24 protein-coding genes are annotated in these 24,414 nt (G+C 40.6%); 5 read left to right on the top strand and 19 right to left on the bottom strand.

Annotated elements, in window-relative coordinates; all coding sequences use genetic code 11:
- Positions 1-89 precede the first annotated feature (89 nt).
- Positions 90-518, top strand: coding sequence for a hypothetical protein (locus tag L2764_RS09275; RefSeq protein WP_248939943.1), 429 nt, complete (start codon positions 90-92; stop codon positions 516-518).
- A 245-nt stretch (positions 519-763) separates the two neighbouring features.
- Here the strand turns inward: L2764_RS09275 and L2764_RS09270 are convergent, their stop codons facing one another.
- The 19 genes from L2764_RS09270 to ubiG form a co-directional block, all read right to left on the bottom strand.
- Complete coding sequence (locus L2764_RS09270) at positions 764-3,160, bottom strand: ABC transporter permease (protein ID WP_248939942.1); 2,397 nt, start codon at positions 3,158-3,160, stop codon at positions 764-766.
- Complete coding sequence (locus L2764_RS09265) at positions 3,160-3,909, bottom strand: ABC transporter ATP-binding protein (RefSeq protein ID WP_248939941.1); 750 nt, start codon at positions 3,907-3,909, stop codon at positions 3,160-3,162. The genes L2764_RS09270 and L2764_RS09265 overlap by 1 nt, the downstream gene beginning before the upstream one ends.
- Positions 3,910-3,943: 34 nt before the next feature.
- A complete protein-coding gene (locus tag L2764_RS09260; RefSeq protein WP_248939940.1) occupies positions 3,944-5,170 on the bottom strand; it encodes an efflux RND transporter periplasmic adaptor subunit in 1,227 nt (408 codons plus the stop codon).
- 403 nt (positions 5,171-5,573) lie between these two features.
- Positions 5,574-7,757, bottom strand: coding sequence for a winged helix-turn-helix domain-containing protein (locus tag L2764_RS09255; RefSeq protein ID WP_248939939.1), 2,184 nt, complete (start codon positions 7,755-7,757; stop codon positions 5,574-5,576).
- Positions 7,758-7,973: 216 nt separating this feature from the next.
- Positions 7,974-8,393, bottom strand: a complete 420-nt coding sequence (locus L2764_RS09250) for a F0F1 ATP synthase subunit epsilon (protein WP_248939938.1) — start codon at positions 8,391-8,393, stop codon at positions 7,974-7,976.
- Between the two features lie 39 nt (positions 8,394-8,432).
- Positions 8,433-9,821 (bottom strand): F0F1 ATP synthase subunit beta, encoded by a 1,389-nt coding sequence (atpD, locus tag L2764_RS09245; protein WP_248939937.1) that lies wholly within the window; start codon positions 9,819-9,821, stop codon positions 8,433-8,435.
- A 35-nt stretch (positions 9,822-9,856) separates the two neighbouring features.
- Positions 9,857-10,717, bottom strand: coding sequence for a F0F1 ATP synthase subunit gamma (gene atpG, locus L2764_RS09240; RefSeq protein ID WP_248939936.1), 861 nt, complete (start codon positions 10,715-10,717; stop codon positions 9,857-9,859).
- 50 nt (positions 10,718-10,767) lie between these two features.
- Positions 10,768-12,309 (bottom strand): F0F1 ATP synthase subunit alpha, encoded by a 1,542-nt coding sequence (atpA, locus tag L2764_RS09235; protein ID WP_248939935.1) that lies wholly within the window; start codon positions 12,307-12,309, stop codon positions 10,768-10,770.
- Positions 12,310-12,323: 14 nt separating this feature from the next.
- Positions 12,324-12,857 carry a F0F1 ATP synthase subunit delta gene (gene atpH / locus L2764_RS09230; protein ID WP_248939934.1) on the bottom strand — a complete coding sequence of 178 codons (534 nt, stop codon included), beginning with the start codon at positions 12,855-12,857 and terminating at the stop codon, positions 12,324-12,326.
- 15 nt (positions 12,858-12,872) lie between these two features.
- Positions 12,873-13,343 carry a F0F1 ATP synthase subunit B gene (gene atpF, locus L2764_RS09225; RefSeq protein WP_248939933.1) on the bottom strand — a complete coding sequence of 157 codons (471 nt, stop codon included), beginning with the start codon at positions 13,341-13,343 and terminating at the stop codon, positions 12,873-12,875.
- A 37-nt stretch (positions 13,344-13,380) separates the two neighbouring features.
- Entirely contained in the window at positions 13,381-13,632 is a 252-nt protein-coding gene (gene atpE / locus L2764_RS09220; protein WP_028773422.1) for a F0F1 ATP synthase subunit C, read from the bottom strand.
- A gap of 68 nt (positions 13,633-13,700) precedes the next feature.
- A complete protein-coding gene (atpB, locus tag L2764_RS09215) occupies positions 13,701-14,498 on the bottom strand; it encodes a F0F1 ATP synthase subunit A (protein WP_248939932.1) in 798 nt (265 codons plus the stop codon).
- 12 nt (positions 14,499-14,510) lie between these two features.
- Positions 14,511-14,894 (bottom strand): ATP synthase subunit I, encoded by a 384-nt coding sequence (locus L2764_RS09210; RefSeq protein ID WP_248939931.1) that lies wholly within the window; start codon positions 14,892-14,894, stop codon positions 14,511-14,513.
- A gap of 225 nt (positions 14,895-15,119) precedes the next feature.
- Positions 15,120-16,034 (bottom strand): ParB/RepB/Spo0J family partition protein, encoded by a 915-nt coding sequence (locus L2764_RS09205; RefSeq protein WP_248939930.1) that lies wholly within the window; start codon positions 16,032-16,034, stop codon positions 15,120-15,122.
- Between the two features lie 9 nt (positions 16,035-16,043).
- Entirely contained in the window at positions 16,044-16,838 is a 795-nt protein-coding gene (locus tag L2764_RS09200; RefSeq protein WP_248939929.1) for a ParA family protein, read from the bottom strand.
- A gap of 128 nt (positions 16,839-16,966) precedes the next feature.
- A complete protein-coding gene (gene rsmG / locus L2764_RS09195; RefSeq protein ID WP_248939928.1) occupies positions 16,967-17,602 on the bottom strand; it encodes a 16S rRNA (guanine(527)-N(7))-methyltransferase RsmG in 636 nt (211 codons plus the stop codon).
- 108 nt (positions 17,603-17,710) lie between these two features.
- The gene (gene mnmG / locus L2764_RS09190) at positions 17,711-19,600 is read right to left on the bottom strand and encodes a tRNA uridine-5-carboxymethylaminomethyl(34) synthesis enzyme MnmG (RefSeq protein WP_248939927.1); all 1,890 of its coding nucleotides are present in this window, start codon (positions 19,598-19,600) and stop codon (positions 17,711-17,713) included.
- A 445-nt stretch (positions 19,601-20,045) separates the two neighbouring features.
- Positions 20,046-20,486, bottom strand: coding sequence for an FMN-binding protein MioC (mioC, locus tag L2764_RS09185; protein WP_248939926.1), 441 nt, complete (start codon positions 20,484-20,486; stop codon positions 20,046-20,048).
- Positions 20,487-20,559: 73 nt separating this feature from the next.
- Positions 20,560-21,357: a bifunctional 2-polyprenyl-6-hydroxyphenol methylase/3-demethylubiquinol 3-O-methyltransferase UbiG gene (ubiG, locus tag L2764_RS09180; RefSeq protein WP_248939925.1), complete on the bottom strand. Its 798-nt coding sequence runs from the start codon at positions 21,355-21,357 to the stop codon at positions 20,560-20,562.
- Between the two features lie 611 nt (positions 21,358-21,968).
- On the opposite strand from ubiG, the gene L2764_RS09175 reads away from it, so the two are divergent.
- The 4 genes from L2764_RS09175 to L2764_RS09160 all read left to right on the top strand — a co-directional run bounded on the left by L2764_RS09175 (position 21,969) and on the right by L2764_RS09160 (position 24,032).
- Positions 21,969-22,151 carry a hypothetical protein gene (locus tag L2764_RS09175; protein ID WP_248939924.1) on the top strand — a complete coding sequence of 61 codons (183 nt, stop codon included), beginning with the start codon at positions 21,969-21,971 and terminating at the stop codon, positions 22,149-22,151.
- Between the two features lie 421 nt (positions 22,152-22,572).
- Positions 22,573-22,932 (top strand): hypothetical protein, encoded by a 360-nt coding sequence (locus L2764_RS09170; RefSeq protein WP_248939923.1) that lies wholly within the window; start codon positions 22,573-22,575, stop codon positions 22,930-22,932.
- Positions 22,933-23,228: 296 nt separating this feature from the next.
- Positions 23,229-23,594 (top strand): hypothetical protein, encoded by a 366-nt coding sequence (locus L2764_RS09165; RefSeq protein WP_248939922.1) that lies wholly within the window; start codon positions 23,229-23,231, stop codon positions 23,592-23,594.
- A gap of 84 nt (positions 23,595-23,678) precedes the next feature.
- Entirely contained in the window at positions 23,679-24,032 is a 354-nt protein-coding gene (locus tag L2764_RS09160) for a hypothetical protein (RefSeq protein ID WP_248939921.1), read from the top strand.
- The last annotated feature ends 382 nt before the right edge of the window (positions 24,033-24,414 follow it).

Raw genomic sequence — 24,414 nt, 5'->3', positions numbered from 1 at the left:
TTATAAGTTTTTTTGATATCCCCTGACTAAATATATTCTCATAATATGTTAACAACATCTCCATACCGTACATTAAGAAGAAATAATTCATGACAGGAATAGCATTAAATCCAGGTTATTTTTCAAACACCAGCGAAATTAGCCAAGCAGAGATCCAAAATTTACACAATGGTGCAGGCTATGGTTGCCTTGAAAAAACATGGGACAGCATAAAAGATTGGTTCTGCGGTACAGACAAAGCAGAAGCAAAAGCAGCTTTGAACACATTAATAACAATGAGTAACGAGCTTAAGCCATATGAAAATGATATAGAAAAAAGCCGAAACCAATCCTTTTCTTTTTCAGCTACAGAAGTTAAAACTGCTTTTGATACACTAAAGAGATTAGCTGGAGCTAATGACATAAATTTCCGACATGATAAACTCGATGCTGATGTTAACAATTCAGCAGCAGATTGCTATATAATCACTGACCCTAAAGAGCAAACCCCACTAGCTGAGATCGTTTATATAATCTAGCGAGCATTGAAAGTCAACCGTAACCAACTGATTAAATTATTTATATTAAAACAATATAACCCGTAAAATAATCAGCGGTATTCAATGGCAAAATGCATTCACAACTTCCTAGAAAAACAACTGGCAGTGGCGTCACCGCAAAAGATAACCGCCTTTTTTAGAAGCAGTGACTTGGATCATCAGCTCTGGTGCACTTTTATGTTATTTACCCAGTGAGATTCATTTCACGCTTTACTCATGACTCTTTATTCATTTCTGAGGGCTTTAATCGGATCGGTGCGTAAGACTTTGGCGATGGGCATAAAGCAAGCGAGTGCGACGAAAACACTTAATAGCACTAATCCCAAAAACATCTCAGTCCAATAGATGGCAAAATGCCACTGAGGGATAGTACGACTATAACCCAAAGCAAAATAAGCGAGTGCAAAGGCAAATAAGAAACTTACCATTAGAGGTTGAGCTAACTGCCATAATTGACTGCGCAGTAAGCGTTTATTATTCGCACCCATGGCTAAGCGCACCCCTAAATCATAACGGCGCATATTCACCATGTAACTGACCATACCTGCGATGCCTGCTATTACCATGAGTAAGGAAATAAAAGACAGTCCACCCGCTAATATCGCCCCAAAGCGCTGATCTTGACTGATCTCATTAAAGTCATCTTCGATACTTGATAAACGCGCAATATCGAGCCTAGGGTCAATTTGGGTCAATTGATTATAGACATCACTTAAGCTAAAACCTTCATGCTCATCACTCACTTGCATTAACAATACGTCAGTTCGACCCCCCTTAAATACACTGGGAATAAAAATTTCAGCCACCTCATATCTCGACTGCCCCGGATAATCGGTATTACTCACAATCCCCACAATGGTCATAAAATTATCTATCGCGTATAACTTTACTTTTTTCCCTATTGGACTGCCACTGAATTGATCGGCCAATCGTTGACTAATAATCACAGGCGGAAAATTAGACAGCATATCATCTTGAGTAAAAGCAAGGCCTTGCAACTGCATATCAAATAAACTTAATTGCTTATCATCAATAAAAGCCGCTCTAACATTACTAATTTTAAAGTCTTTTTCATTAAATAATGGCTGGTGATTCATAATAAAAGGAACACGAGTATCACTAGCGCGACTCACCGCTTTAACATTTTCTTGAGCCATAAAATGTTGACTAATCGCCCTTTGCAGATTTTTACGCTCCTCTTTATTGTCAATCAGGGCGTAATTAACCTCCAGTGACCATAAATTATGCGTATTGATATGTGTCGGTCTGAGTGTTTCCGTTAACGTGCCCATTAGTACTTGGCTAGTGGCCACCAAAGTTAACACTGAAAATAGCAACTGCAGGCCGATTAAGCTATGGCTCACACCACGGCTCAATTGCTTGCCCGTGCCTTTACCACTGCTTTGTAAACTGGATAACAAACTGGCTTCATTGACGAGACTCAGTTCAATCCAACTAAACAACAAGGCAATACCAGCACACATCAAAACAGCAAACAACACAATATTGAGACTCATGCTTAAACTGCCGAGTCTAGGCAGTACATTACTGCCGATACTTTGGACTAACTCAAAGCTTAAAATGGTAAAAAATAACGCCAATAACACCGGGACACTGAGCAAGATAAAATTATGTTTTAAACTTTCTTTAAATAGCTGTTTACGCTTGGCCCCAAAGGCATAACTGACGGCCAAATATTTCACTCGGCTCATACCGCGCGCGACTTGCACATTACCCAAATTAATCAGGGCCATTAAGGTTAACAAGGATGCGCCAGTGATTAACATCCACACTAAGCGCACACTATCGCCCCGTAAGGCCTGAATAAAGGGTTCAACTTGTGCATTCAGTTCATACATTTTCGCCGCTCGTGGCATATTGATTACCGCGGCAGCCTGCATTTTCTCAATTAATGCTTCTGTAACAAATTTAAGATTTTGTCCATCAGCCAAACGCATCACTCCTCGAACATTAGAAGTTATACTCCCCGTTTCAATAGGGTTGAATTGTTCATCCATATCCAATGGTAACCAAATACCTTCTGACACCTCATCGTCATCCGGTAAGCTCCAATGATCAGACGTCACACCAATCACCGTAAAACGACGTTCATTCAGCTGAATTGATTTGCCGATAATATTGTCATCACCAGCAAAATGCTGCTGCCACGCCCCGAAACTGAGTATGGCAGAAGGCTGCTTATTGCCAAGCTGTTCACGCTCATCAAAGAAACGTCCTAAAACAGGTTTAACCTTGAGTACTTCAAATAAATTACTGCTGCCAAAAAATACCGGCACATCGGGGCGGGATGGCAATTCAAGTAGCTTATAATCCGACCATGAAAAGTACATACCAATATCAGCGATACCTTGACTTGTTTCTTTGACATCGAGTAAGTTTTTACTGTTGGTGCCTGACTCATGCTGACCGTTAAATAGCATATAACCTTGATAAACATATAGATTTTTACTATCCCCATAGGGCAAGGCTTTAAGCAATACGGTATCGACAATACTGAACACCACAAACACTATGGTGAGCGTCAAGGTTAGACTCAATACCACTGTCGCGTAATATTGTTTGGCCTTTAATAGATTACGCACTAAGGTCGAATTGAACATCAGGCATGCTCCTCTTCACTCTTTTCTACAGCGCCTTTAAAAACATTTTCAACAGAAGCATCCCCTTTTTTCACATCAGATAACACCTTGCCATCGAGCAGCTGAATTTGCCTATGCGCCATTTGCGCATAGCGAGGATCGTGGGTCACGAGAATGATGGTGGTGCCTTGCTTATTGAGCTTATCGAGTAACGCCATCACAGCATCACCGTTTTTAGAATCGAGGTTACCCGTCGGCTCATCGACCAGCATAATGCCAGAATCCGCCGCCAAGGCCCGTGCAATTGACACTCGCTGCTGCTGGCCACCGGATAGCTGATTAGGGAACAAGCCCGCTTTATCGGCTAAGCCGACCATCTCCAGACATTCGTTTGCTCGCGCTTGTCGCTGCAATTTGTTATCGCCGCGATATTTCAGCGGCAGGGCAACATTATCAACAACGGTTTCATCATCGAGTAAATTAAAAGCCTGAAACACAAAACCAATACGACGGCTGCGGATCTCGGCGCGCTGATCGCCATTCATACCCGATACCAGTGACCCATCGATATGGTATTCTCCAGTATCAGGGGTATCCAATAAGCCTAATATATTCAATAAGGTGGATTTTCCGCAGCCCGATGGCCCTGAAATGGCGACATATTCTCCCTCATGTACGTTAAAGTTTATTCCTTTTAAGACCTGCGTCGCTTTCGCTTGTGAGTCAAAGCTTTTTTGGATCCCTTGAATACGTAATACTTCCTTTTTCATCTTTATACTCCTGTTCTTATTCTTCATGCTGAGCTTAATAAGTTAATTGGATTTGGGTGGCATCAGATGGATCAATACCTGCAACCACCACTTTATCGCCGGGTATTAACCCTGAAATCACTTCGATACGCTTACCGGATATTTGGCCAAATTTAACCTCAGTCAACACCCCTTCATCTTCGCTCACCAGTTTGAAGATGGATTGCACACTGTTCTCATTGACCCCTTGTGGAGTATCAATAAAGCTTACTTGTAACCGAGATTGACCGAAAATAACCGCATCCACCATTTGCAGTGGACGAATATCACTGCTTAAGTCTTCCGGTAATTGAATATCGACTCGTACTGCGCCATTTTCCACCACTGGCGCGATACGAATAATTTTACCTTCCACCAAACCGTGACGAGTATCAATTTCAGCCAAGCCATTTAATTGCACTAAATTGGCCAACATTTGCGGCACACTGATTTCAGCGATTAATGCTGACAAGCTGCCGACATGAGCCAACTTATCGCCTAAGTTGACACTTTGGCCTAAGCTCACAGGCAAGCTTTGCAATACCCCTTTAATGCCCGCCTTGACCACGAGTTGATCGAGTTGATATTTGGCATTGTTAAAACTGGCCTGTGCTTGCAAAATCACTTCATCTTGAATCGATAAATATTCTTTATGGGCTTGTTTGAGTTTATCGAGTTTTTGCAATTCGAAGACCAGTTTTTGCTGAAGTTGTTTGGCTTGTAAGCGGCCTTTTTTGGCCTCCACCGCTGAAATTACCCCGAGCTTTGCCAAGGGGGCTTCTGCCTCGGCTTGCAAGCTCGCCATCTCGGCATTGGCTTGATATTCTGATAATTCAGATTGCTGCGCTAATACTTCACGTTGCTGTTCTAGAATGAGTTTACGCTTTTGGGTTTTACTGTTTTTAAGCTCACCTAAGGCTTGTTGCAGCGCGACTTCTAATTGCGTATTTTTAAGCGTGATGATTAAGGTATTAGCTTCAACGACAGCGCCGGGTTTTAAATGTATGCTGTCGACCACTGCGGTAGTCGTTGCAGTAATAGAGCGTTGATATAAAGATTGCAATGTCCCATAGCCAGTCACCTCTTGAGCAAAGTCGCCACTCTGAACTTGACTAATATTAATACTATTGGCAGCGATATAATCCTTATTACCGGAAAAGCCTAATAGCCAGCCAGCAATAATTAGCATTGCAGACGTCAATATTAAACCACTAAAAACGGTTTTTTGCGTTATCCATCTCATCGATTATTCCTACAAGTGCTTAAAATAATAAAGCACACTGATAGTGTACTTAGCCCAATGTTCTGAGCCATTGCACTATGAAGATATTCCACTTTTTAGGCTATAACTAAACTATAACCAAAGCGATTCTTTAACATGGAGAATAAGAAACTAATACCAACTTGAATAAGTAAACATTCAATTCAGAGACTCTCAGGTATTTCAATTCAAGGCCCATGAATGACAGAATGGTTGTTCCCTTGTGAGTTCATGAAACGTAGAAGTGGAATGGCTGAGAGACTCACTTTGTGCGAGTTTCAAAGCACGTTATACTGCGTTGGCTACTCTTGATATAGAACAACTATTAGCTTCAAGTATCCGCCTTATCCACCGTGCTTTGAATTCTCGCTGAATACATATTTATTTATTTATCCAAATTGGTATCAAATATAAGTTCTTTAATTTCATTATGTTCAATTGTATTTGAACGATAAAGTAACTTATTATCTACGGGAGATAATGCGATACGAGGAAAGAGGTGATAGAAGCGAGCCTTGCGTATTTGGTGCTGCTTACTCAGTAAATTAAACTCATGTATATAGCTAAAGCGATAATCAAAATCACTCCAAAGCACCATGGTTCCTCTGACATACCAACGAGTGATGTCAGTAAAATTAATTTGCTTATTAAGTGGCATAATGGTTTTTTGATGATTAGCCATGGTAAATAGCCAACCCGACTCATTCGCTAACACATACCCATCACGGGTGGAACGAATGGATCGATAATCTTGTATAAACACGTCTGTTTGCATATTGGTTAAATCAAGCTTTTGTATTTGCCAATGCCCGCCGATCCGCTCACCATAAAAAACATAGCCCCCCTCTTCCGCTACGACAAAAATGGCATCGCTGACCACTTGATGTCGCGCCGTTAAATAAGTCAGTGTTGCTTGCTGTTGTTCACGTTGTCCCTCTATATCCTGTCCAGCAGCGGCATTCAATCTTAATATTGCTAATCGGTTAGCTAGTTTGACGAGTAGAGCAGATTGTTCCACTGAATATTGCAGGATCTCAATCTCATCACTCCCAATAAAAAAGGCCTGCTTGGTATGTGCGGCTTCATCATATAAAGCCAACTCATTGGTTTCCCCAAACTTGGTGGTGATCCACTTGTACTGTGCATCGGCATAAAAAACCGAACTCACCCCCCCCTCAATATTTAAGAAATCATGTTGATAGCACATATCTAGGGCACAAGTTTGTGCGGGTTCTAGGCTTTCTTCTACATAAAATTGCGTTTTACGTGACAAGTCTTGCTGCAATAGGGTTAATTTGTTTTTACTTGCACTTAGCCAAGAAAATCGACTCTCAGCGTCGACTAATAGTGTCTCTTCTGTCTGAGAAGTGAGATCCAACAACACTAATTTATTGGGATATAACAGCAATAGCTCGGTATCACTCTTCCAATCTAATCGTGGTGTTGAATGAGGTAATACTTTGTTTAAAAGCTGCCGCTTAGAGGTTAAATCAATCACACTTAACTCAATTTGCTTGTTATTCAATTCTTTTATCGCGGCAATTTTCTGCTTATCAGGAGAGAGTTTAGCCATCAAAAAGTTTTCGCCTGTATTACTGGTCGATAACAGTAAACTTAATGCTAAGGAATCGAGGTTTAAACGATAATACATAGGCGTATCAGTGAGTGTTTTTGCCAATAATACGATGACTTCATCTTCAGCCTGCCCTATATGCACATCACCAATAAAATGAAACGAGGTCAATAATGGGGTTAACTCAGACTTTTGTCCATCCAAATACACCCTTTTGAGTGAGCAGGCACCCGCAATAAGATCGGTATAAATAATCTGGCTATTATTTTTTGCAAAGGATAAAAAGGTGGCATTACTGGCATCATAGGTCAGCTGACTAACCTGACCGCTTTGTTTATCGAGTAGGTAAACTTGATTATCTTGTTCACTTGCAAGCTTGCCCGTAAACGCAATCAACTTATCATCACTACTCACTTCAAGCGTGAACTTCTCTCCTGGAAATGGTGATACTGACGTCAAACCAATGATATTCTCAGACGGTATTGCTTTTGAAATAAGCTGCTTAGCGCTGAAAATAGACAATGTGATCATCAATATAACTACCGCCAACGCGATATAATACCAAGGTGTCCACTGCCTTAAGCCTGTCCGATTAACCGCTATTGTATGGAACGCTTTCGACTCAGCCTCACTTTTAACGGGCATAGCTTGTTCTTGATTATCACTAGGATGCACTTCGATATGACAGACAAGTTTATAGCCTCTTTTAGGCACCGATTTAATATATTGAGGGGTATTAAGATCGGTATCATTAAACAGCGTACGGAGCTTTTTAATGGCGCTGCGGACCGCAGTATCAGAGACGACTCTATCGGACCACACATTATCATGCAGCTCTTGCAGAGTGACATAACGCGGCTGTTGCTGATAAAGATATAATAAGAGTTGGAGGACCTTAGGCTCAACGGAAAGCTCAGTGTCATTACAATATAAAATATGTTGCTGTATATCGAGTTTGAAATCACCTAACTGCACCCAATTGCATTCAACTTGCACTACTGCTCCCTCAAAGACGACTGACAATCACAAATACTACAAGATAATCATCACGTAAGCCAATAACAAAAAGAGCCGTTATAAACAACACTCCTTTTTTATACGAATAAGGAAATAATAAGAAATATAGAACACAAAAAAGGCGCCATCAGGCGCCTTTTTTATTAAGCAGGTAAATCACACTGCTATATCAAACATTGTCAGTGAAGAATAACCTTATCTACCTAGGCTTTTCTTGATGGTATCAACGACGCGCAATTGAGCAATAGCTTGCGCTAACTCGGTTGCCGCAGCGGCATAATTGAAGTCAGCTCCAGCATTAGCCATACTGGCCTCTGCATGACGCTTGGCTTCTTCAGCGGCTTTTTCATCAATATCATCAGCACGCATGACCACATCTGCCATGATAGCAACAGAAGTTGGTTGAACTTCAAGCAAGCCGCCTGAAAGATAAAACACTTCTTCTTTACTATCGAGCTTAGCGATACGTACCATGCCAGGTCTAATGCTTGTCAGCAAAGGCGCATGACCTAGCTTAATACCTAGTTCACCTTCGCCACCAGTTACTTGTAAACTCAGTACCTGATCTCCGAAGATGCTGCTTTCTGCACTCACAACATCAAGACGTATTGTCATGCCATCACCCTGTCTGCTATTAAACTGGCCCAAGGCGAGTTACTTTTTATTCGCTTTTTCGACAGCTTCGTCGATAGAGCCAACCATGTAGAACGCTTGCTCAGGAATGTGATCAAACTCACCTTCCAATAGTCCCTTAAAGCCACGGATAGTATCTTTAAGTGAAACGTACTTACCTGGAGAACCAGTAAATATTTCAGCAACAAAGAATGGCTGAGACAAGAAACGCTCAATCTTACGGGCACGTGCTACGGTTGTTTTATCTTCATCAGATAATTCATCCATACCCAGAATGGCGATGATGTCTTTTAGTTCTTTATAACGTTGTAGTACGGTTTGAACACCGTTTGCAATGTCATAGTGCTCTTGACCAACAACCAAAGGATCAAGTTGACGTGACGTCGAATCCAGTGGGTCAACCGCTGGGTAAATACCCAAAGAAGCAATTTGACGTGACAATACTACAGTCGCATCTAAGTGAGCGAATGTGGTTGCTGGTGATGGATCGGTTAAATCATCTGCAGGAACATAAACCGCTTGAACAGAGGTAATAGACCCTGTTTTAGTCGATGTAATACGCTCTTGAAGCACACCCATCTCTTCAGCCAATGTTGGCTGATAACCTACCGCTGAAGGCATACGCCCTAGCAGCGCTGATACTTCCGTACCCGCAAGAGTGTAACGATAAATATTATCAACAAATAATAATACGTCACGACCTTCGTCACGGAACTTCTCAGCAATGGTCAAACCAGACAAGGCCACACGCAGACGGTTTCCTGGAGGCTCGTTCATCTGACCATAAACCATGGCCACTTTATCGAGTACACCTGAATCTTCCATCTCGTAGTAGAAATCGTTACCCTCACGAGTACGCTCACCTACACCTGCGAAGACAGATAAACCTGAGTGGGCTTTAGCGATGTTGTTAATCAGTTCCATCATGTTAACTGTTTTACCAACACCCGCACCACCAAACAAACCGACTTTACCACCTTTAGCAAACGGACACACAAGATCGATAACCTTGATACCCGTTTCTAAAAGCTCAGTGCTGCTTGATTGATCTTCATATGAAGGCGCATCACGGTGAATAACATAACGCTCTTTTTCACCGATTGGACCCGCTTCATCAATAGGCTCACCCAATACGTTCATAATACGACCTAACGTCGCATCTCCAACCGGAACTGAAATTGGTGAACCTGAGTTTTCTACCTCGATACCTCGACTCAAACCATCGGATGTACCCATAGCGATGGTACGGACTACGCCACCACCAAGCTGTTGCTGAACTTCCAGCACCAAGCCTTTACAAGAGCTTTCACCAATAATTTTTAGAGCGTCGTATACCTGAGGTACGGCATCTTGTGGAAACTCAACGTCCACAACCGCGCCAATCACTTGGACAACAGTACCTGTGCTCATGATTAATCCTCTAAAACTTGTATTCGTTACCTAGCCTAAACCGCTGATGCACCTGAAACAATTTCCGACAATTCTTGCGTAATCGCTGCTTGTCGAGCCTTGTTATAAACCAGTTGCAAGTCATTAATCATATCACCCGCATTATCGGTTGCAGACTTCATTGCTACCATACGGGCAGCCTGTTCAGACGCAATATTTTCGACAACACCTTGATAAACTTGAGATTCCACATAGCGCACTAATAAGGTATCCAAAAGTGCTTTTGGATCCGGTTCGTAAATGTAATCCCAATGATGAGCACGCTCATCATGATCTGACTTCGGCAAAGGTAGCAGTTGCTCGATCACAGGCGCTTGCGACATGGTGTTAACGAATTTGTTATACACAATATACAAACGATCCAGCTTGCCTTCATTGTAAGCTTCTAGCATCACGCGTACCGAACCAATCAAATCCTCGAGTTTAGGTGCATCACCTAAACCTGAAGCTTGTGCTGGTACGTTACCGCCAAAGCTTTTGAAAAATAGGACACTACGAGCACCAATAGGGCAGAAATCAAATTCTACCTGTTGCTCTTGCCAATTTTTCATGTCTGTCATAACCTTTTTAAACAGGTTAACGTTCAGACCACCACAAAGACCACGGTCGGTAGACACTACAATGTAGCCCACCCGCTTAGCATCTCTCACCTCTAAATAGGGGTGTTTATATTCGAGAGAACCTTGCGCCACGTGACCAATCACCTTACGCATCGTTTCCGCATATGGACGACTTGCAGCCATGCGATCTTGCGCTTTGCGCATCTTGCTAGCTGCCACCATTTCCATGGCGGAAGTGATCTTCTGAGTGTTTTGAACACTCGCGATCTTACTTTTAATCTCTTTAGCGCCGGCCATCTTTACTCTCCAATCTGGACCAGAGGTGCCTTAAGACACCTCATTTGTCATTACCAGGTTTGGGTTGCTACGAACGTGTCGAGGCCAGCCTTCAGTTCACCTTCGATGTCGGCATTATAGCTGCCTGTTTCGTTGATGTTCTTCATTAGGTCAGCATGCTCGCTGTTCATGAACGAGAGCAAAGATGCTTCGAAATCACCGACTTTATTCAGCTCAACACTTTGTAGGTAACCTTTCTCGGCAGCGAAAATCGCCACAGCCTGACAGGCTACACTCATTGGTGCATATTGCTTTTGTTTCATTAATTCGGTAACACGCTCACCATGCTCTAGTTGAGCACGTGTTGCATCATCAAGATCAGATGCGAACTGTGAGAAGGCTGCAAGCTCTCGATACTGTGCTAGTGCAGTACGAATACCACCAGACAATTTCTTAATGATCTTACTCTGCGCCGCACCACCTACACGTGAAACAGAGATTCCTGGGTTAACAGCAGGACGTAGGCCTGAGTTAAACAAATCTGTTTCAAGGAAGATTTGACCATCGGTAATCGAAATTACGTTGGTCGGTACGAATGCCGAAACATCACCGCCTTGGGTTTCAATAATCGGTAGCGCGGTCAAAGAACCGGTTTTACCTTTTACTTCACCCTTAGTGAACTTCTCTACATACGCTTCATTGACGCGTGATGCACGCTCAAGTAAACGAGAATGTAGATAGAAAACATCACCAGGATAGGCTTCACGTCCAGGAGGACGCTTCAATAGTAATGAAATTTGACGATAAGCAACGGCTTGCTTAGACAAATCATCAAATACGATTAACGCATCTTCACCGCGATCGCGGAAGTATTCACCCATTGAGCAACCAGAATACGGTGCTAAGAACTGCAATGCAGCTGCTTCAGACGCCGTTGCCACAACCACAATGGTATTCGCCAATGCGCCGTGCTCTTCTAGCTTGCGAACTACGTTAGCGATGGTAGAGGCTTTTTGCCCAATCGCGACATAGACACACTTAATGCCAGAATCTTTCTGGTTAATGATGGCATCGATCGCCAAGGCAGACTTACCCGTCTGACGGTCACCGATGATTAATTCACGTTGACCACGACCAATTGGGATCATGGAATCAACGGTTTTATAGCCTGTTTGAACAGGTTGTGATACTGATTTACGTTCAATAACACCTGGGGCTATCACTTCAACAGGAGAGAAACCGTCATGTTCAACAGGTCCTTTTCCATCGATAGGTGCACCTAACGTATTAACGACGCGGCCCAGTAGACCACGACCAACGGGGACTTCAAGAATACGCCCCGTGGTTTTAACTTTGTCACCCTCTGCCAATGTGGCATAAGGGCCCATTACGACGGCACCGACACTGTCGCGTTCTAAGTTCAACGCGATAGCAAAACGGTTACCAGGCAGTTCGATCATCTCACCCTGCATCACATCGGCTAGGCCGTTGATGCGGATAATGCCGTCACTTACTGCAACGATAGTACCTTCGTTGCGAGCTTCACTAACGACTTCAAACTGCTCGATCCGCTGTTTAATCAGATCGCTGATTTCAGTGGAATTCAGTTGCATGCTCAAACTCCCAATTACGACTGCAGCTTATCAGACAGACGCGATATTTTACCGCGGACCGAGCCATCAATGACGAGGTCTCCTGCATGAATGATCACACCCGCGATAAGCGTGGTGTCTATGCTGCAATTCAGCTTAACTTTGCGTGCGAGACGTTTCTCTAAAGAAACACTAATCTCCTGTATTTGCTCTGAACTTAGCTCGACTGCAGAAACGACATTCGCTTCTATTTCCTTCGCCCATTCATTACGAAACTCAACATAAAGTTGATATACAGCAGGTAGTACTTCTAAACGACCGTTTTCAGCCATTACCCTAACTAGGTTTTGACCATGCTCATTGAGTTGCTCACCACAAACTCCGACAAAGAGTTCTGCAAGCTTACTACTGGACAATACGCCAGTAAGCAATGGGTGTATGGTTTCGTTTTCACTTACCAAAGACACAAAGTTAAGCATTTCTGCCCAACTATCCACGGCATTTTGCTCAATAGCAAAGTCAAACGCAGCCTTTGCGTAAGGACGAGCAATGGTGGTTAATTCAGCCATAACTCAACTCCCTTATCAAATTTCAGCGACTAGTTTATTAACTATGTCGCTATGGGCGGCTTCATCAATCGAACGCTCAAGAATTTGCTCTGCGCCAGTGATGACTAGAGAAGCAACCTGCTTACGCAGATCCTCTTTCACGCGATTACGTTCAGCTTCAATTTCTGCTTTACCCTGAGCGATAATATTAGCGCGCTCAGCGTCTGCTTCCACTTTGGCTTCATCAACAATTTGAGCTTTGCGTTTGTTCGCTTGCTCAATTATCTCATTTGCCTTAGCTTTGGCTTCTTTTAGTTGATCAGTGGCTTTCGCCTGTGCCAACTCTAGGTCTTTTGCTGCACGGTCAGCATCAGCTAAACCGCCAGCAATCCTTTTTTGACGCTCTTCGATGGTATTCATCAAAGGGGGCCAAACAAACTTCATGCAAAACCACACGAAGATAATAAAGGCGACCGTCTGACCGATTAAGGTAGCGTTGAAATTCACAACAGCCTCCTATTTAGATTAAAGACAGAAGCGTTTATTACAGCATTGCACCCAATGGGTTAGTAAATAACATATACAGTGCAATACCCACACCGATCATCGTTACGGCATCCAATAGACCCGCGACGATGAACATTTTAACTTGCAGCATAGGCGCCATTTCTGGTTGACGCGCAGCGCCTTCTAAGAACTTGCCACCTAAAAGGCCGAAACCGATAGCAGTACCTAATGCACCCATACCAATCAACAGAGCAACAGCAATAGCTGTCATGCCTAATACAGTTTCCATCTCTATCTCCAGTATTCTAAATCTTTATTTAGTTAATTGATTTAGTTTAATAAAATCTTCAACTACCCTTAGTGATCTTCATGTGCCATGCTTAAGTAAACAATGGTCAACATCATGAAGATAAACGCTTGCAATGTAACCACCAAAATATGGAAGATTAACCACGCTAGTTGTAGACTTACACCTAGTGAAGCTATCGCCCAATTGGCACTATACATAAGCGCAATAAGGATGAAAATCAACTCACCTGCGTACAAGTTACCAAATAAACGCAATGCCAATGAAATAGGCTTCGCAATTAAAGTAACTGACTCAAGTAACAAGTTGACAGGTATCATTGCCCAATGGTTAAAGGGCTGTAACGTCAGCTCTTTTACAAAACCTGTCACACCTTTGACTTTAATGCTGTAATAAATAACCAGCACAAACACACCCAAGCCTAAGCTGAAAGTAATGTTTACGTCAGTGCTAGGCACTATTTTCATGTATGGAATGCCCGCTGCTGCGGCCAAGGCTGGTATCCAATCCACAGGTACCATATCCATGAGATTCATTAAGAAAATCCACACAAAAATTGTTAACGCTAGCGGTGCTATAACAGGATTGCGACCATGGAAAGTTTCTTTCACGCTGCTGTCAACGAACTCAACAATCATCTCAATAAAACATTGAAGTTTACCGGGAACGCCTGTTGTCGCTTTTTTTCCAACGCTACGAAATATCCATAAAAACAAAACGCCAAGACCAACCGAAAAGAGCAACGAATCAATATGCCATGTCCAGAACCCTTCACCAACCGATAGGTTAGTCAAATGATGCTGGATATAGCCCTGCGGTGTTACATCACCGGTTGCAGATGCAGACATGATTCATCCCACTTAACTTTGCTTGAAATATAAAGGAGCTGCCCAATGCACTGTCAACGCTAATGTGTAACAAACAAAAAGTGGCATAAAAACCACCTTTATATAAATAAACACCAACGAAAACATTACAATCGTTAACAGCATCTTTACCGCTTCCCCCCAGTAAAAAGTCTTAATGACCTTTGCTGACGCACTTGCTCCCGTATGGGAAAAAGCGAGGGTTGCGAATACAAAATTAGGAAGCACAGCAATGGCAGCACCTGCTAAAGCAGAATAACCAAACTGGGCTCCCCACATCGCGAAAAAGAAAATTGAAGCAGTCACAGCTACCGCCGCCTGCATCATCACTAACTTATAGGCTGATCGCCGGCCACGACGAGCTAAAATCTTACTCAACTTATCTCCTCCGCATTAGTACTTTTTGTTATCGATAACCGAATGTTGAACATTCGTATGAAAGTCGAGGGACAAAAAGCTTGCGAAAGTATACCGTTTCGGCACTTCAAAGCAAGTTTAACTGAATAAAATTGGAGACTTTTAACGTGATTTATGTCAAAAGTCCTAAATGATAAGATTAACAATTGTTACAAATTTACATAATATTGCTTTAACTTGGTCTTTTTAGCCAATTTTCTCGATAATTCCATCGAGTTCAGCTAAATCTTGGTAATTTATTACCAATTTTCCTTTGCCTTTTTTATTATGAGTAATTGATACTTTTGCACCTAATCGCTCCACTAATTGGTTCTCTAGACGGTAAACATCATGATCTTTCTCGGGCTTATCGACGTTTTGAGGCGGAGAAAGGGTTTTACTCACTAATCGTTCTGTTTCTCGTACGGTGAGTTCTTTAGAAACAACTAATCTTGCCAAAATAGTTTGCTCATCACCTTCAATAGCGAGTAAAGCCCGAGCATGCCCCATATCAAGATCACCATATTCCAACATTTTTTTAACGGCATCATTTAAGCTATTTAACCGTAGTAGATTAGACACTGTTGCTCGCGATTTACCGACTGAATCGGCAATTTGTTGATGGGTCAATTCAAACTCATGCAATAACCGATGCAGTGCAATCGCCTCTTCCATGGCATTAAGATCTTCTCGTTGAATATTTTCAATTAGGGCAATGGACATCGCCGCTTCATCGGCCACTTGTTTGACAATACAAGGGATACTCGATAATTCAGCCAATTGGGCCGCGCGCCAGCGCCTTTCACCTGCAATAATTTCATAACCCGTTGCTGATACTTTTCTCACCACAATGGGTTGAATAATGCCCTGACTGGCTATCGATTTTGCCAATTCATCCAATGCATCAGCTGACATATCTTTTCGAGGTTGATATTGACCCGGCCTTAATAAATCCACATCGAGATTAATCAGTAATTCATGTGCTTGGTCTTTTTTATTCACATCTAACAATGTTTCTATGTCTGCACTGCCCGTGAATACTGCTTCTCGCTGTTGGACGGCTTGACTGGTACTTAATAATGCATCCAACCCTTTACCTAAGCCTCTTTTCTTTTGTGTCATAGTATTCCCTTAAGCTTGTGCTTGCTTATTGCTCGCGTTCTCATCTTCACGGCGAATAATTTCCCCCGCTAAAGCAAGATAAGCTTTAGCTCCGGCACTGGATTTTTCATAATACATGGCAGGAGTACCAAAACTAGGCGCTTCAGCTAAACGAACATTACGAGGAATAACAGTACGATAAACTTTTTCACCAAAATGCTGTTTTAATTGATCAGACACATCGGTAGAAAGACGATTACGAGGATCGTACATGGTACGTAAAATGCCTTCAATATGCAGGCCATTATTAATCATTGAACTCAATTGACTAATTGTATCCATTAATGCGGTTAACCCTTCTAAAGCATAATATTCACATTGCATAGGCACAATGACAGAATCAGCTGCTGACATGGCATTAACCGTAAGCATATTGAGTGACGGTGGGCAATCGATAAAGATAAAATCGTATTCATCTTTAATCGGTGCTAACGCATTACGCAAACGAACTTCTCGAGCGAAAAAGTTCATCAACTTGACTTCGGCAGCCGTTACATCGGCATTCCCTGCAATGAGATCATATTTTCCACTGGTATCACGACACACAACCTCAAAAAAAGGCTTTTCTTCTACAAGCAAATCATAAGCAGTATGCTCAACCGTATACTTATCGATACCACTGCCCATGGTGGCGTTACCTTGAGGATCGAGATCAATCAATAAAACCCGACGTTTCGTCGCTGCTAATGAGGCCGATAAATTAACGCATGTTGTTGTTTTTCCAACACCGCCTTTCTGGTTGGCTACGGCAATCACTTTTCCCAAAATATCATCCTATCGGTCATGTCGACTTAAAAAACTTCCACTTCATTTGCTGACTATCACTTCTGCATGAATTTTGCACAGCAATCAATACAAATTGCTTGAAGCTACAGCAGAATGCAACTACTCAATTACACTAATGATGTATTTTGCTTTACGACTCGCAATAAATGCCGCTGCTCATCCAATTTAGGTATTATTAATTCAATCACATCGGTGATTTCAAACCCGTTAGGTAAATTTTTCATTTCTTCTGCGGACAACTGCCCTTTTAAGGCGTAAAAACAACCTGTCTCGTTCGGTAAATGCACACACCAATGCAACATATCTTGAATAGAGGCAAAAGCTCGACTCAGTACACCATCAAATTTTTGTTCAGGATGGTATGCCTCTACGCGACTTTCTACTGAGCTAATATTGCTAATGCCTAAATCAAACTTAACCTGTTTTTGAAAACGGATCCGCTTACCTAAACTATCGAGTAATACAAATTCTTTATCCGGATTTAAAATGGCAAGTGGGATCCCAGGTAAACCGGGACCCGTACCGACATCAATAAAACGTTGACCTTGTAAATGTTCAGATACCGCTAAACTATCCATAATATGTTTGATCAACATCTGCTCGGGATCGCGAATAGCCGTTAAATTATAAGCTTTATTCCATTTATGTAGCATGCTAACAAAATCAAGTAATTGTTGCTTTTGCTGCATTGTCGCAGTTAGGCCCATGGTAGCCAGATAATCATTTAATTGTGCTGATAACACAGAATACATCCTCGAAGAACAAGCTAATTAATCCGTTTAAGGTGATAAGTTTACTATCATTATTACGCAAATATAAAGAGAAGCCATTGGTTTCTCAGTGCTTTTTTATTAAGCTTTTTTTCTTAATAAACCCCGTTTCTTCAAATGCACTAATAAAATAGAGATTGCAGCGGGTGTCATACCTGAAATCCGAGAAGCTTGACCTATACTTTCTGGCTTATGTTCATTCATCTTAGCAATCACTTCATTCGATAATCCAGGGACTTCTTGGTAATCTAAATCTAACGGTAATCCTGTCGTTTCATGACGAATGGCTTTATCGATTTCATCTTGCTGACGCTGAATATAACCTGAATATTTCACTTGAATTTGCACTTGCTCAGCCGCTTGTTTATTTTCAAGTCCTGGGCCAAATCCTTCTAGCGCCATTAGTTTCGGATAATCCATTTCAGGGCGTCTTAATAACTCTTCAAAAGACGCTTCTCTCGCGATAGGAGAATTTAATGCTGGATTTAATACATCAATTAGTGGTGAATTAGGATGAACCCATTGACTACGAAGACGTTGTAATTCTAATTCAATTGCTTCTTTTTTCTCATTAAATATAGCCCAGCGATGATCATCAACTAACCCTAATTTATGCCCTTTATCTGTTAAACGTAAATCAGCATTATCTTCACGTAATAATAAACGGTACTCCGCTCGACTGGTAAACATACGGTAAGGTTCTTTCGTTCCTAGCGTCGATAAATCATCAACGAGTACACCTAAATAGGCTTCATCACGTCGTGGGCACCAAGCTTCTTTTCCTTGAACCTGTAAAGCTGCATTCATGCCAGCGAGTAAACCTTGAGCTCCCGCTTCTTCATAACCTGTTGTGCCATTGATCTGCCCCGCGAAAAATAACCCACTGATGGTTTTTGTTTCTAATGAATTTTTAAGATCCCGTGGATCAAAATAATCATATTCGATCGCATAACCTGGCCTTATGATCTGAGCGTGTGCCATCCCTTTGATCGATCGCACTAAATTCAGTTGAACATCAAAGGGTAAACTTGTTGAGATCCCATTGGGATAGATCTCATTAGTATTTAATCCTTCTGGTTCAATAAAGATCTGGTGAGAATTTTTATCTGCAAAGCGATGTACTTTATCTTCAATTGAAGGACAATAGCGTGGCCCAATGCCTTCAATAACACCAGAATACATAGGACTTCGATTTAAACCACCTCGAATAATCTCATGAGTTTGTTCGTTAGTGTGAGTAATATGACACGAGACTTGTTTTGGATGCTGTCCTACATGACCTAAGAATGACATTACGGGGAGAGGATCATCTCCTTTTTGCTCTGACATCTGGGTAAAATCGATGCTATTGGCGTCAATTCTTGGTGGTGTTCCGGTTTTTAAACGACCGACTCGAATAGGTAATTCACGTAATCGGTGCGCAAGCGCAATTGCAGGAGGATCGCCAGCACGGCCACCACTGTAATTTTCAAGTCCAATATGAATTTTACCCCCTAAAAATGTACCTGCAGTTAATACCACAGTCGGTGCTTCAAAAGCCAAGCCCATTTGTGTTACAACACCAGTAACTTTTTCATTTTCAACAACTAAATCATCTACTGCTTGTTGAAAAATACGTAAATTGGTTTGATTTTGTAAAATATTTTGTATTTTTTGTCTGTATAAATTTCTATCAGCTTGAGCCCGTGTTGCTCTAACGGCTGGGCCTTTACTGGAATTTAATGTTCTAAATTGGATACCTGCAAAATCAGTGGCTGTTGCCATTGCTCCACCTAAGGCATCAATTTCTTTGACTAAATGTCCTTTACCAATTCCGCCTATGGCTGGGTTACAGGACATTTGTCCTAATGTATCAATATTATGGGTGAGAAGTAGAGTTTTTGATCCCATTCTAGCTGCAGCTAAAGCCGCTTCTGTGCCAGCATGACCACCACCCACAACGATCACATCAAAGCGTTCATGAAAAAGCATTAAATAACCTTCGATTGGTAAAAGACATAATTTATTTCAAGCAGGGCATTTTAGCATTTGATCGACAGAAGGTGAACGATCATTTTCACTTGTTTTGATCCAGTGCGATCGCTTAATAGATCTTAAGATCTTTATATAGATCTATTATTGTTATTACTATTAAGATCGCACTTTTCTGTGGGTAACCTATATTCTTTATTATAATCAATGTTTAATGAGAGTATATTCCTGTGATCAGATCGGGATCAAACTGGATATAACGTGGGGATAGATCGCTGCTTTATCCACAGGGTAGTTCTTGACCATGATCGTGTGTTGAATAATACAGAGTTCTACTGGGGGTAAATAATAGCTTACCCACACTTTTATACAATAAGACGACAATATGTGGATAAACACGATCTAACTTGTGAGTGGATCTAGATGCGATCTGGTGTTTTCGATCTTAAAGTCGATCTTGCCTTTTAAGGATCCAAGATAATGCGGCCTTCTCAGGTATGGGATCGCGCTGAACATCTATTTCAATCTTATCCACACAGGCTTTAGCCGAGCAGTGTTCAAGTAGGCATTCTAGCTTGGTTGGGCCGTGACAAAACGTATCGTAGCTAGAATCTCCAATCGCACAAATAATGAACTTCTTGTGACTTAGATCGGGTTGGTTTTGTTCGATCTCATTAAAAAAAGGTTGAATATTATCGGGTAGATCGCCTGCTCCATGAGTCGATGATACGATAAACCAGAGTGAATCTTGCGTTAATTCTGTTCGATTCGGGGTTAAATGCAACTGGATCTCATGCCCTAATGCGGTGAGTTCAGAGGCGATTTCATCGGCAACATATTCGGCATTACCTAAGGTTGTTCCAACGATGATATCAATCTTTGACACAATTATTCCTGTCTTTATACGGCTAATTTGAAGGGATGATAAGTGAAATAGCTTTAGCAATCTAGAGTGAAATTTATGTTTTAATCAGTTTAGGTTTTGTGGCGTAAAGAAGGTAATTAACATCGGTATTTTTGTGTGTATACCATCGATGAGTGAAAGGATTCAAGCTCATGCCCTGACTATAAAGCACATTAACTTGATGAGTGTGTAATTGTGTGATTATTTCGCTTGGTTTGACAAAGTGTTTCCACTGATGAGTACCAATGGGTAGGTATCGCATAATATATTCAGCCCCTATTATCGCAATTAGATATGATTTAATGGTGCGATTTAATGTTGCCATTATTAATAATCCATTTGGTCGTAATAATTGGCAGCAAGTATGGATAAGCTTTGATTTATCATTAACATGCTCAATGACTTCAGTATTCAATATCACATCATATCCTTTTAATATTAACTTTTTGTCTACACCCGCTATGTTATTCGTGAGAAGTTCTTCCGCTAAACAATGTTGATAGTTTACCTTGATTTTTTTACTTTGTGCATGCTCTTTAGCGATGGAAATATTCATCGCACTAGCATCGATCCCTGTGACGTTTGCCCCCAGATCGGCTAAGGGTTCTGATAATAGCCCTGCGCCACAACCAATATCGAGTAAATCGATCGCTCGAAAGGGGTGATCTTGATTTAGATCGCGATCAAAGTGCTTGTTGATGGCCGATCTAATGTTTTTAAATCTTGTTTGATTAAAGGTTTTAACATGCTTAAACTTACCCTTGGGATCTCGCCATTCTTTTGCTAATTTATTAAACTTTTCAATTTCATTTTGAGTGTCTATTTTTGCAGATAAGCGACTTTTATCGAGCATGATGATTCCATTTTTTAGGGGGGTATGGTTTAGTATATAAGAGAAAAGCATTAGGCTGAGTTGAGAATGTTTCTTATAGTGAGTATTCAGAACAAGATTAAATACATTTAGTCAAATAGCGTGTGTGGCTGTTTTCCTACTGCGTATCACTTATTGATGTACGACCCATAGATGGGAAGGTAGAACGACGTTCGAATAAAAGTCGAGAACAACGATACCACACGAGCTCTACCTTGTATTAATAACCCGCAACCTGCTGCAGAAATAATCCGAAAAAATCCACGTCCCTTAGTGATTTCGTTTACTTAAGTTGGTGGCCGTTCTTTAATAACACATCTTTCTAATAGTGATTTATTGACTGCTATTCAATCTAAGTAATGATTGGATTGCTGCTTTTTTGACTGGGGTGCTTAGCGTAGAATGAAAGTGATATATTTGATGTCAGATAGAGGTTTGTTATGTATCGATATCAGAAAGCGTTTGGTGAAAATTTTGATCTTGGTTTTGATTTAGCTATTTGTCCATTTTTAAACGATAAAAGTAGACATGAAGATAGATGCCCAAGTTTTATTTTTGGTCATTTAGATCGTTCTGGCCAGTGATGCTACCAAGTGTTGTGGGTCGATTATTTAGATACATCATTACGTTTACAGCATCATATTCGTTATACGGTATTAGAAGCGAGAGTGTCTGATTTAATGGGTGTTGACTTTACTCAGGTGGAAGGGAGCCCCTTGTTATTTGAAAGTGAGTCGAGTAATGAGCTTTGTCGTTACTTAATGGAATTCCAGTAATGATGTTTTTTACGCTGAAGTTGAATTAGTGTCTTTTCTTAAATTTGAACAATGAGAAATCGACTATCACATATTGACTCAACCTTTAAAGCTAGTTACAGGATCAATATTTGTCTAAAAATCGAAATAGTCGATTAAATGTATTTTTACACTATTTTGTTGTTACTTATAGGTGTTTTTACATCTAACTGCTTAATAAATAAGTTTAAATTTATATATTCCTTTGATTTATATATTCCTTTTAATTATTGATTCATTCTAACAGTAGGGCGAATTTTAACCAGATGCATAGTATTATGAATTTTGTAACAAGGTATTTTAGTGGTGTTTGTTTCTTAAAACACTATAGCTTTATTAATATGATTTTATCGTCATTAGACATATAGGGAGATTTAGACAGGCGGTTTGTAGGGAGAATGTTATGCATATATATCAACGGGAGTTTGGCAAAAACTTTAACTTAGGCTTTGATTTAAAAACTTTTTCTTTTTTAGATAATTTGAGTTTTCATCTTGATGAATGTCCTAGTTTTGTTTTTCATAGTTTGCCTCCGAACGATAAAAAGTATCTATTACTGTGGGTAGAGAACAAAGATATCTCAATGATAGGTTGCGATTTTCCTCGTTATTCAGTGTTAACGGCGACAAACTTTGGTACGGTAGCGGCTCCTGAAATTGTACATGATGAAAATAGTAAGATCCTTTTTGCTAGTGAAGATGTTAAGGCGCTTTACCGATTCTTAGCTCCTTTTCAAATGTTGGATGCTCTTAAAGTGAGCTAGATGCTAAATATATTGATTATAGAATTATATTTTATCTTTATATGTTGATTTTTATTGTTTTTATTGACCTTTGAATAATTTTGGGGTTGTTTTTTTGTTGATGATAAAAAGATTGCTCATAACCTGAGGTTATTTGGGGAAGATTAATTAATCTAATAGAGTGGGCGTAATTACTATTAATGGAGAGTAGAATTATATCTAGGTTATTTATTCTATTTTTTTGTAGCCCTTTAAGATTGTCATATAAGACATGGAGGTTGTAGATTGATTTTCTAACATTCAGAGTTGAGGTTTTTATGTATCAATTTCAGGATGAATTCGGGAAAGATTTTGATTTAGGATTTGATCTCTCAGACTTTCCTTTTTTACATGATAAAAGCTGGAATGATGATGATTGTCCGAGTTTTTTATTTCACTGTGAAAGTCGAATAAAATCTGGAGAATATTTAGTTTTGTGGGTTAATTACGCTAAGCCTGAAGAGCGTTCAAATGATTACCCTCGTTATTTAGTGCGTACTGCTAGAAACATAGGAACAGATAATTTACCTGACATCGTGCACGATGAAACGACGGAAGTTGTATTTGAGAGTGAATCAGTAGAAGGACTTTTTCGTTTTTTGGTGCCGTTTCAGGTGCTGGAAAATATGAAATCAAAGGTATAGATAACGTGAATGAGGAAATGAAAGTCGTTAATTACGATGAAATATGACATTTATTGAGTGTTAATATAAAAAGGAGGTTTTATCATGCTTCAATATCAAGGTAGAAATGAGCAGAAAATAGCTTTAGATTTTTCATCTTTCCCCTTAGTGAATGATGAAAAAATGGGTGACGGTATTTGTTCTCATTATACTTTTTGTACCGAGAATGCCTATTTTGTCTTAAGGGTGGATTATGCAGGTTCCATGGATGATGAAATGGTTACCTCTCAATATTCAGTACTGAGCGTTAATCATCTTGGAGAATACCCCGCAGGGGAAGATGGGTATGTAGAAGAGTATCCAGATGTGTTTCATTATGAAGATAGTGAGATTATTTTTGAAAGTGATAGTATTGATGAACTGTATCACTTTTTACAGTCACAGACTATTCAGGGATAAGGGTTAATAGGCCATAGAGACTGCGGTAATAACTTTTATCTATCGTTTGTAATAACACGGACTGATACCAGTTGGTACGTTCGTCTTTCTATCTTTTGTGGGCTGCAGATAACTCAGAAAAGAGTGTTAAAAAAATTCTTGTCTGTTCCCCTTCATATACTAGTTAAATAATGTCTCAATGTCTTTGTTTATACAGTAGACTTCCCCTATTCATTGAAATTTATCTGCACTTATCATGTCAATAAAATCATTTATATTTATGCAGAGAACGGTAACCGTCCGAGCAAGTACATCTTCAACCGTGTTCATCGATCCCTTATGTTAACCCCTGACTATGATATCAGGAGTTAATATGACTAAGCGTTCTCATGAAGAGTGGGTT

Source organism: Shewanella surugensis (genome assembly GCF_023284005.1).
Lineage (GTDB): Bacteria > Pseudomonadota > Gammaproteobacteria > Enterobacterales > Shewanellaceae > Shewanella > Shewanella surugensis.
This window is presented reverse-complemented; position numbering and strand designations above follow the sequence as displayed.

Coding starts and splice junctions, on each gene's coding strand:
- L2764_RS09160 (WP_248939921.1), top strand. CDS start 23,679: ATGCTTCAATATCAAGGTAGAAATGAGCAGAAAATAGCTTTAGATTTT.
- L2764_RS09260 (WP_248939940.1), bottom strand. CDS start 5,170: ATGAGATGGATAACGCAAAAAACCGTTTTTAGTGGTTTAATATTGACG.
- atpA (WP_248939935.1), bottom strand. CDS start 12,309: ATGCAACTGAATTCCACTGAAATCAGCGATCTGATTAAACAGCGGATC.
- L2764_RS09265 (WP_248939941.1), bottom strand. CDS start 3,909: ATGAAAAAGGAAGTATTACGTATTCAAGGGATCCAAAAAAGCTTTGAC.
- L2764_RS09250 (WP_248939938.1), bottom strand. CDS start 8,393: ATGACAATACGTCTTGATGTTGTGAGTGCAGAAAGCAGCATCTTCGGA.
- atpE (WP_028773422.1), bottom strand. CDS start 13,632: ATGGAAACTGTATTAGGCATGACAGCTATTGCTGTTGCTCTGTTGATT.
- atpD (WP_248939937.1), bottom strand. CDS start 9,821: ATGAGCACAGGTACTGTTGTCCAAGTGATTGGCGCGGTTGTGGACGTT.
- mnmG (WP_248939927.1), bottom strand. CDS start 19,600: ATGCTTTTTCATGAACGCTTTGATGTGATCGTTGTGGGTGGTGGTCAT.
- atpG (WP_248939936.1), bottom strand. CDS start 10,717: ATGGCCGGCGCTAAAGAGATTAAAAGTAAGATCGCGAGTGTTCAAAAC.
- atpH (WP_248939934.1), bottom strand. CDS start 12,857: ATGGCTGAATTAACCACCATTGCTCGTCCTTACGCAAAGGCTGCGTTT.
- L2764_RS09170 (WP_248939923.1), top strand. CDS start 22,573: ATGCATATATATCAACGGGAGTTTGGCAAAAACTTTAACTTAGGCTTT.
- L2764_RS09205 (WP_248939930.1), bottom strand. CDS start 16,034: ATGACACAAAAGAAAAGAGGCTTAGGTAAAGGGTTGGATGCATTATTA.
- ubiG (WP_248939925.1), bottom strand. CDS start 21,357: ATGCTCGATAAAAGTCGCTTATCTGCAAAAATAGACACTCAAAATGAA.
- atpB (WP_248939932.1), bottom strand. CDS start 14,498: ATGTCTGCATCTGCAACCGGTGATGTAACACCGCAGGGCTATATCCAG.
- L2764_RS09270 (WP_248939942.1), bottom strand. CDS start 3,160: ATGTTCAATTCGACCTTAGTGCGTAATCTATTAAAGGCCAAACAATAT.
- L2764_RS09275 (WP_248939943.1), top strand. CDS start 90: ATGACAGGAATAGCATTAAATCCAGGTTATTTTTCAAACACCAGCGAA.
- L2764_RS09165 (WP_248939922.1), top strand. CDS start 23,229: ATGTATCAATTTCAGGATGAATTCGGGAAAGATTTTGATTTAGGATTT.